Origin of the sequence: Streptomyces sp. NPDC046860 (genome assembly GCF_040645115.1) — a bacterium.
Classification (GTDB): Bacteria; Actinomycetota; Actinomycetes; order Streptomycetales; family Streptomycetaceae; genus Streptomyces.
The window spans coordinates 120,475-127,344 of record NZ_JBEYXQ010000018.1 but is presented as its reverse complement, the minus strand read 5'-3'; the positions used below and the strand labels follow the sequence as shown (position 1 = coordinate 127,344).

General features: G+C 73.9%; 6 protein-coding genes. All 6 read right to left on the bottom strand.

Annotated elements, in window-relative coordinates; genetic code table 11:
- Nucleotides 1–90: 90 nt before the first annotated feature.
- The 6 genes from ABZ898_RS23760 to ABZ898_RS23735 all read right to left on the bottom strand — a co-directional run bounded on the left by ABZ898_RS23760 (nt 91) and on the right by ABZ898_RS23735 (nt 6,868).
- Nucleotides 91–1,581, bottom strand: a complete 1,491-nt coding sequence (locus ABZ898_RS23760) for an MFS transporter (protein ID WP_361662316.1) — start codon at nt 1,579–1,581, stop codon at nt 91–93.
- Between the two features lie 87 nt (nt 1,582–1,668).
- Nucleotides 1,669–2,691: a class II fructose-bisphosphate aldolase gene (gene fbaA / locus ABZ898_RS23755; protein WP_361662313.1), complete on the bottom strand. Its 1,023-nt coding sequence runs from the start codon at nt 2,689–2,691 to the stop codon at nt 1,669–1,671.
- Between the two features lie 150 nt (nt 2,692–2,841).
- Complete coding sequence (gene pyrE, locus ABZ898_RS23750; protein ID WP_361662310.1) at nt 2,842–3,390, bottom strand: orotate phosphoribosyltransferase; 549 nt, start codon at nt 3,388–3,390, stop codon at nt 2,842–2,844.
- Nucleotides 3,391–3,400: 10 nt separating this feature from the next.
- On the bottom strand, nt 3,401–4,189 hold the full coding sequence (locus tag ABZ898_RS23745) for an aldose 1-epimerase (RefSeq protein ID WP_361662308.1): 789 nt from the start codon (nt 4,187–4,189) through the stop codon (nt 3,401–3,403).
- 51 nt (nt 4,190–4,240) lie between these two features.
- Nucleotides 4,241–5,149, bottom strand: coding sequence for an SRPBCC domain-containing protein (locus tag ABZ898_RS23740; protein ID WP_361662305.1), 909 nt, complete (start codon nt 5,147–5,149; stop codon nt 4,241–4,243).
- 81 nt (nt 5,150–5,230) lie between these two features.
- The gene (locus ABZ898_RS23735) at nt 5,231–6,868 is read right to left on the bottom strand and encodes a polyamine aminopropyltransferase (RefSeq protein WP_361662302.1); all 1,638 of its coding nucleotides are present in this window, start codon (nt 6,866–6,868) and stop codon (nt 5,231–5,233) included.
- Nucleotides 6,869–6,870: the final 2 nt, after the last annotated feature.

The window sequence follows — 6,870 nt, the reverse complement described above, 5'->3', positions numbered from 1 at the left end:
CCTCGTACTGGATGTACGAGGGCGATCCCGACAACGCCGCGAGCGTGCGTGCCAGGCGTCGCGAGCCAGGCGCCACTTTGCGGACACGGCCTAGCTCGCGTCCGGTCGGCCGGGAGCCGTCTCCCGGCCGACCGCCCCCTGCTCCAGCGGCGGAACCGTCAGACTGCAGTGCGTCCGGCACTCCGGGTGGGCGCATTCCGGGGTGGGGCGCCGGCGGATCAGGGTGAAGGCCACGACCGAGCCGGCCACCAGCACGGCCGCGCAGATCGGCATCGCCCTGTCGAAGGACGAGTCGAAGGCGGGCCCGGAGAGGTAGGCGTCCGGGCCCATGCCGGTCAGCAGCGGCAGCGCGGCCACCGCCACCAGGCCCGCCACCCGTGCCGCCGCGTTGTTGATGCCGCTCGCCAGGCCCGCGCGGGCGGTGTCCACCGAGGCCAGGACCGTCGCCGTCAGGGGTGCCACCAGGGTGACCATGCCCGCGCCCATCACCAGCAGGGCGGGCAGCACGTCCGTCACGTAGTCCGCGTCCGGGCCCACCCGCAGCATCAGCAGCATCGCGGCCGCGCACAGGAGCGGGCCCACCGTCAGGGGGAGCCGGGGGCCCGTGCGGTCGGCCAGGGCGCCGGAGCGGGACGACAGCAGCAGCATCATGATCGTGGGCGGCAGCAGGGCCGTACCGGCCGCCAGCGGGGAGTAGCCCGCCACCACCTGCAGTTGCAGCGCGGTGAGGAAGAAGAAGCCGCCGAACGCCGCGTACACGCACAGCGTGACCAGGTTGACCGCCGTGAACTGCCGCGAGGCGAAGATGTCCGGCGGCAGCATCGGGTCCGGGCGATGGTGCTCGACGTACACGAAGGCCACCGCCGCCGCCACGCCCGCCACCGCCGTCACCCACACCGCGACGGACGCCGAGCGCGCCTCGATCAGCGCGTACGTCAGCAGCGCCAGCGCCACCGCGCCCAGCACCGCCCCGAGCACGTCGAACCGCCCGCGCGCGGGCCCCGCGTCCGACTCCGGTACGTGCCGCAGCGCCACCGGGACGCAGACCAGCGCGAGCGGCACGTTCAGCAGGAACACCCAGCGCCAGCCCGGCCCCTCCACCAGCCAGCCGCCCAGGAACGGGCCGATCGCGGCCCCCACCCCGCCGAAGCCCGACCACATCCCCACCGCCCGGCTGCGGTCGTCGGGATGGAAGGACGCCTGGATCAGCGCGAGCGACCCCGGCGTCAGCAGCGCCCCGCCCACCCCTTGCAGGGCCCGCGCCACGATCAGCACGCCCGGGTCCGGTGCCAGTCCGCACAGCAGCGAGGCGGCCGCGAACCACACCACGCCGATGACGAACACCTTCCGGCGCCCGTAGCGGTCCCCCAGCGAACCGCCCAGCAGGATCAGCCCGGCCAGCGTGAGCATGTACGCGTTGACCGTCCACTGCAGCGCGGCCAGGCTCGCGTCGAGGTCGCGGCCGATGCGGGGCAGCGCCACGTTCACGACGGTCGAGTCCAGCAGGGCCATGCTGGAGCCGAGCACGGTGGTCAGCAGGATCCACCGGCCCTTGGGGGACGCCAGCCGGACATCGGGCATGCCCCCAGGTATACCCCGGATAGCCAAAGGGGGCCCGGCCCTGTGGAAAACAGGGTGCCGAGCCCCCTGAGGGAGACCGCGGAGGGGTCACTTCATCTTGTTGCCCGCCGAGCGCAGGTTGTTCGCGGCGACGACGACACGCGCCGCCATGCCCGCCTCGGCCAGCTTGCCCCAGGTGCGCGGGTCGTACTGCTTCTTGTCACCGACCTCGCCGTCGACCTTCAGCACACCGTCGTAGTGACGGAACATGTGGTCGGCGACCGGACGGGTGAAGGCGTACTGGGTGTCGGTGTCGATGTTCATCTTGACGACGCCGTTCTCCAGCGCGGTGCGGATCTCCTCCTCGGAGGAGCCGGAACCGCCGTGGAAGACGAAGTCGAACGGCGACTGCTTGCCGAACTTCGCGGCCACGCCGTCGTTCAGCTCCTTCAGCAGCTCCGGGCGGAGCACCACGTTGCCCGGCTTGTAGACGCCGTGCACGTTGCCGAAGGACGCGGCCAGCAGGTAACGGCCCTTCTCGCCCAGGCCCAGCGCCTCGACGGTGCGGATCGCGTCGTCGACCGTGGTGTAGAGGGAGTCGTTGATCTCGTGCGAGACGCCGTCCTCCTCACCGCCGGTCGGGGTGATCTCGACCTCCAGCACGATGTTCGCGCGGCGGGCCTGCTCCAGCAGCTCCTGGGCGATCTCCAGGTTGTCCGCCAGGGTCTCGGCGGAGCCGTCCCACATGTGCGACTGGAAGAGCGGGTTGCGGCCGGCCTTCACGCGCTCCTCGGACAGCGCGAGCAGCGGACGCACGTAGCCGTCCAGCTTGTCCTTGGGGCAGTGGTCGGTGTGCAGCGCGATGTTCACCGGGTACTTCTCGGCGAGGATGTGCGCGTACTCCGCGAGCGCGACCGCGCCGGTCACCATGTCCTTGCTGTACTGGCCGCCGAGGAACTCCGCGCCGCCGGTCGAGATCTGGACGATGCCGTCGCTCTCCGCCTCGGCGAAGCCGCGCAGCGCCGCGTTCAGGGTCTGGCTCGACGTGACGTTGATGGCCGGGTAGGCGAACTTGCCTGCCTTCGCCCGGTCGAGCATCTCGTTGTAGACCTCGGGAGTTGCGATGGGCATCTGTCCGCTCCTCGTGTTGCGGGTTGGCGTTCTGCGATATGCGGTCCTGACCTGGACCCTGGGGGCGACGTCAGCGTCGCCCCCATCTTTCCAGACCTGCCCCCACGGACGGCCTGGCGGCCGGGGAGAAGTCCAGCCCCCGGCGGTCGTTCAGTCCAGACCCAGTTCATCCTTCGAGAAGGCGAACCGGTACGGAACGCCCGCCCCGGCCTCGATCTTCTCCGCCGCGCCGGTCGCCCGGTCCACGATGGTGGCGACCGCGACGACCTCGGCCCCGGCCTCGCGGACCGCCTCGACCGCCTCCAGCGGCGAGCCGCCGGTGGTGGAGGTGTCCTCGACGACCAGCACCCGGCGCCCCGCGATGTCCGGCCCCTCCACCCGGCGCTGCAGGCCGTGGGCCTTCGCGGCCTTGCGGACCACGAACGCGTCGAGCTTGCGCCCGCGCGCGGCGGCCGCGTGCAGCATGGCGGCGGCCACCGGGTCGGCGCCCATGGTCAGACCGCCCACCGCGTCGAAGTCCAGGCCGGCGGTGAGGTCCAGCAGGACCTGGCCGACCAGCGGGGCGGCCTCGCCGTCCAGGGTGATGCGGCGCAGGTCGACGTAGTAGTCGGCCTCCAGACCCGAGGAGAGGGTCACCTTGCCGTGCACCACGGCCTTGTCCTTGATCTGCTGGAGCAGTTCGCCACGTACGTCCGTCATACCGCCCAGCTTAGAGGCGGCGCCAGGTCCAGGTCGTGGACGCCTCCAGCGGCTCCAGCGGGGTGACCAGGCGCTGCGCGGTGTTGAGCCCGTCGGGCGGGCCGGTCTGCGGCTCGACGCACACGGCGGCGTCCTGCTCGTCGTAGACGACGGCCCACTGCTCGCGGCTGGTCACCTTCAGTTCGAGCAGGCCGGGCCAGGTCAGCGTGACGTCGACGCCCTCGGGCATCCCGAAGCAGTCGTCCCACGGGCCGGGCTTCGGCTCGATCCGGTTGCCGGTGGGCAGGTGGTCCGCGCCGCGCTCCTCCTGCCAGGCGGGGTGGAAGTCGATCCGCACGTCCTCGCCGCCGAGGCTCCGGTTGAACCAGGGGTGCCAGCCGATCTGCGCCGGGAAGGAGTCCTCGTACGTCTCCACGGACATGGTCAGCGTCAGACTGTCCTCGCCGAGGCCGACGATCTGCGTGACCTTGCCGGTGTGCGGCCAGGGGTCGGTCAGTTCGTACGTGAGGACGGCCTCGTCCGCCGAGGTGCGCGCGGTGCGCCAGGCGCCGTCCCGGGCGGTGCCGTGGATGGCGTGCGGCGGGGAGTTGAGCGGCATCTGCCGTACGATCCCGCCGTCCAGGAACCGGCCGTCCCTGATCCGTCCGCACCAGGGGACCATCGGGAAGCACCCGAACCGCTCCCCCTGCCGCAGCAGCTCCGTGCCCCCGACCAGCAGCCCGCCGATCCGTCCCCCGTTGCCGGGCAGGACCCGTACCTCCGCGTCACCCGCGGTCAGCGTGATCTCTCCGTTACTCACGGGACGACCCTACTGGTCCCGCCGGGGGCGGTGCGGGGCGGTGGGGAGTGGTCAGTGGCGCTTGCGCAGGGCCCGTGCGACCACGATCGCCGAGGCCACGGCGACCGCCGCCGCCGGGGCGGCCCAGCGCAGGGCCGGGTTGCCGGTGACGGTCTGCGGGGCGGGGACGGGGGCGTAGCGGCCGCGCGGCGGGGAGTGGTCGACCTCCTCCGCGCTGCGGCCGATCATCGTCCGGCGCGCGTGGGCGGCCTCCGCCGGGGGCTCGGCGCGCACCTCGAAGCCGTCCGGGATCGCGTCCGGGACGGTGCCGGGGAGGTCGGCGTCCGCCTCGGGGTCCGGAGCGGGGTCCGGGGCGGGCGGAGGGACTTCGGTGCCGGGCTTCTCGTCGCGGACCTCGGCGGGCTCGGCGGCGGGCTCGGGGGTCTCGGCGGGCTCGGCGGGCTCGGCGGGCTCGGCGGCTGCGGAAGCTTCGAGTGCGTCGGGTGCGTCGGGTGCGTCGAGTGCATCGGGTGCTTCGGTCGCGTCGGGCGTCTTGGGCGCGGAGCCCTGCGCCAGGGTCTCCAGGGTGCGGCTCAGGAGGCGGTGGGCCGCCGTCGACACCGCGTCCGGAGGCAGTTCGGCGAGGCGGCCGTCCGCCTTGGCGGTGCCGCCCACGGTGACGGTCGTGCCGCCTTCGGCGGCGGCGAGGCTCAGGGTGAGGGCCAGCACGACCGTGCCGGCGCCCCGGGACTCGGTGGCGTCACCGCGCACCGCGTACGTGCCGTCGGCGCGGCCGCTCACGGCGAGGGTGCCGCGGTAGGTGACCGAGTGACCGCCGACCCGCAGCTTCAGCCGCCCGGCGACGGGTTCCGCCCCGGCGTCCTGCTGAAGTCCCGGCACCGCGCGGGCCACCCTCACGGCATCCGCGAGGGCCTCCCTGAGCCGGTCGGCCGGAACCGGAACGAAGACCTGGAACTCCATGGTGGCCGAGCCTACCCAGTGCGGCCCGGAATTCACCTGCCGTCGGCGGCGAACGGGCCACCGCCCGGGCGGTGGGGCTCCTCAGTACCGGGGATGCGCCAGCGTGGAGGGGGGCAGGCCGGGGACGCGGGTGATCCCGGCCGCCGCCACGTCGGTCCTCAGGTCCCGTGCCGTCAGGGTGCGCGGCCGGATGCCGGAGGGGGCCAGCCGGGGAAGCGGCGCCCGCGCGCCCGGCGCCGCCAGCAGGAACCCCCAGTCCGGCGGGCTCGCGCAGCGGCCCGCCGACCGGTCCGGGCCGGTGGCGAAGCCCGAGTCGTGGCCCGGGACGCGGTACGGGGTGGCGGAGAGGCCCGCGGCACGCAGGGTCGCGGCGACCGTCCAGAAGACGCGGGGGCGGGCGGTGACCGGGCCGGCGTGGACGGCGAGGCGTCCGCCGGGCGCCAGGACGCGGCGGACGAGACCGTAGAACTCCTGGGAGTACAGCTTGGTGCTCGCCGTGATGCCGGGGTCGGGGAGGTCGGCGAGGACCACGTCGTACCGCGCGGCGGGCTCCCGCCGCAGCCGGCCCAGCGCGTCCGCCGTGGTGACGCGCACGCGCGGGTCGTCGAAGGCGTGCCCGTTCAGCGCGGAGAGGCCCGGGTCGTGGCGGGCCAGGCCGATGAGCCCGGCGTCGAGCTCGACCACGTCCACCCGCCGCACGCCCTCGTACCGGAGCACCTCGCGCGCGGCCAGCCCGTCCCCGCCGCCGAGGATCAGCACGCGCCGGTGCGGGCCGGACAGCGCGGGGTGCACCAGGGCCTCGTGGTAGCGGCGCTCGTCCCGGCCGCCGACGCGCAGCCGCCCGTCCAGGAAGAGGTCGAGCGGCCGGCCGCCCGTCCCTCCGGCCAGGACCACCTCCTGCACGTCCGTCTGCGCGGCCACCCGGACGTCGGGCCCGTACACCGCGCGCTGGGCCGCCCGTTCGAAGTCTCCGGCGAGCGCGGCGGCCGAGGCGAGCACCCCGAGCACCGCCATCCCGGCGGCGAGCAGCGCCCAGCGGGCACGCCGGGTCAGGTCCCGGCGGAACAGCCCCAGCACCAGCGCGCTCCCGGCGACCACGTTCACCGACCCGGTGAGCAGCGCGCCGGTCAACTGGCCCAGGAACGGCAGCAGCAGGAAGGGGAAGGCGAGTCCGCCGACCAGCGCGCCCACGTAGTCGGCGGCGAACAGGTCGGCCACCGCGCCGCCCGCGTCCTGGCGGCGGATGCGCTGGATCAGCTCCATCAGCAGGGGCACCTCGGCCCCCACCAACAGGCCGATGGCGAGGGAGAATCCGACCAGCAGACAGCGCGGCCCGTCGGCCCAGACGCCGCCCCAGCCGCCGGTCCACGCGAACACCGCGTACAGCGCCATCGCACTGCAGCCGCCGACCAGCGCGAGCAGGGTCTCGATCACGCCGAAGCCCACCGCGGCGTGCCAGCGCAGCCGTTTCGCGGCGAGCGAGCCGATGCCCATGGCGAACACCATCACCGACAGCACCACGGACGCCTGGGTGACCGAGTCACCGATCAAGTACGAGGCGAAGGCGACGAGTTCGAGTTCGTACACCAGTCCGCAGGCCGCGCAGACGAAGACGCACGCGAGCACCAGGAACCGCCCTGTACCGGGCTCCACGGGGAGCCACGCGGGCTCGGTCCAGGGCGGGGCACCCGGAGACACGGGAGCGTGCGGATCGATCACGC

Bases quoted from the DNA above. Each gene is read 5' to 3' on its own strand.
- fbaA (WP_361662313.1), bottom strand. From the start codon at position 2,691: ATGCCCATCGCAACTCCCGAGGTCTACAACGAGATGCTCGACCGGGCG.
- ABZ898_RS23760 (WP_361662316.1), bottom strand. From the start codon at position 1,581: ATGCCCGATGTCCGGCTGGCGTCCCCCAAGGGCCGGTGGATCCTGCTG.
- ABZ898_RS23740 (WP_361662305.1), bottom strand. From the start codon at position 5,149: ATGGAGTTCCAGGTCTTCGTTCCGGTTCCGGCCGACCGGCTCAGGGAG.
- pyrE (WP_361662310.1), bottom strand. From the start codon at position 3,390: ATGACGGACGTACGTGGCGAACTGCTCCAGCAGATCAAGGACAAGGCC.